Source organism: Neobacillus paridis, assembly GCF_016765675.1.
Lineage (GTDB): Bacteria > Bacillota > Bacilli > Bacillales > Cytobacillaceae > Neobacillus > Neobacillus paridis.
This window is the reverse complement of record NZ_JAESWB010000197.1, coordinates 1-951: the sequence shown is the minus strand read 5'-3', so window position 1 is coordinate 951 and position 951 is coordinate 1. Positions and strand designations below refer to the sequence as shown.

Genomic DNA, 951 nt, shown 5'->3' with positions numbered 1-951 from the left:
CGCGCACGCCGACATTGACCACCTTGGTGTGAAATGGTGCGTACTGGTCGGAGATGTGGGTGTAAAAAGTCCGTCCTGGGCTACTGCCGTATTTCGGGTTGATGTGCCCGGTACTCTCGGCCTTGTTCCCGGTTCGGAAGTTCTGCCCGTCCGTTGATGACGTGGTGCCGTCGCCCCAATGCCCGGCGAACGGATGCCGGAACTGCGCATTGACCAGTTCGGACAGCTAGATCCGCAGCTTGGGAACCGCAGCCAGGCACGCGAGAGTCCCATAGCATAAATGGCGTGCAGGTCTCAGCCTCAGACGATGACCCGACTCCATCCGCCGTATTGCGCCTTGACGGGTCCCCGGCGCAGACTCAGGGCCACGATTGCCAACCCCGAGGCCACACTGGCTGCATCGGTGACAGAGGAGGCGTCCGCCATCAGCGGCAGGAACACGAGTGCAAGTCCGATCGGAACGTTGACGTAGCGCACCGTACGAGCCACTTCGGCTGCAGCAATGGATACGACCGTCAGCGCCAAACATCCCGCTATGTGATGTGCGTGAGCCACGAATCCTCCTGCGCCAAGGGTGACCGGGCTAAAAAGCAATGCCAAGCCGATCATTGCAACGAGCGCGAGGTTCCATGGCAGGTTGACACCTCCCCCGACTATGTCGCAAATGACGGCTTTTGGAGAGCGGTTGAACTCGTCATACGTCCGTGAAGCCGCAGGTCCTTCATCGGTGTCACCGCGAAACAGCACGGCAAGCCAGTTGCGACCAGCCCGGTGGCGCCTTCGCAGAAACTGCAGCGTGGCAATCATTTCGTCCAATGAGTAAGGAATCTGCACAAGGATTGCGACTGCGGCCAGCAAAGCCACGATGCTCCAGGTACCAATCACGATTGGCTGGATGATGATGAACGCGATGGAGGTGACTCCTAACGGCGCGATCATCAAGCCGAAGAG

At 59.5% G+C, this 951-nt stretch carries 1 protein-coding gene and 1 pseudogene; both read right to left on the bottom strand.

The window, feature by feature from the left end:
- A pseudogene (locus JK635_RS28510) lies at positions 1 to 226 on the bottom strand (Tn3 family transposase); the annotation flags it as partial.
- Positions 227 to 300: 74 nt separating this feature from the next.
- The coding region (locus tag JK635_RS28505; RefSeq protein ID WP_202654699.1) for a hypothetical protein at positions 301 to 951 on the bottom strand (651 nt) is incomplete at its 5' end.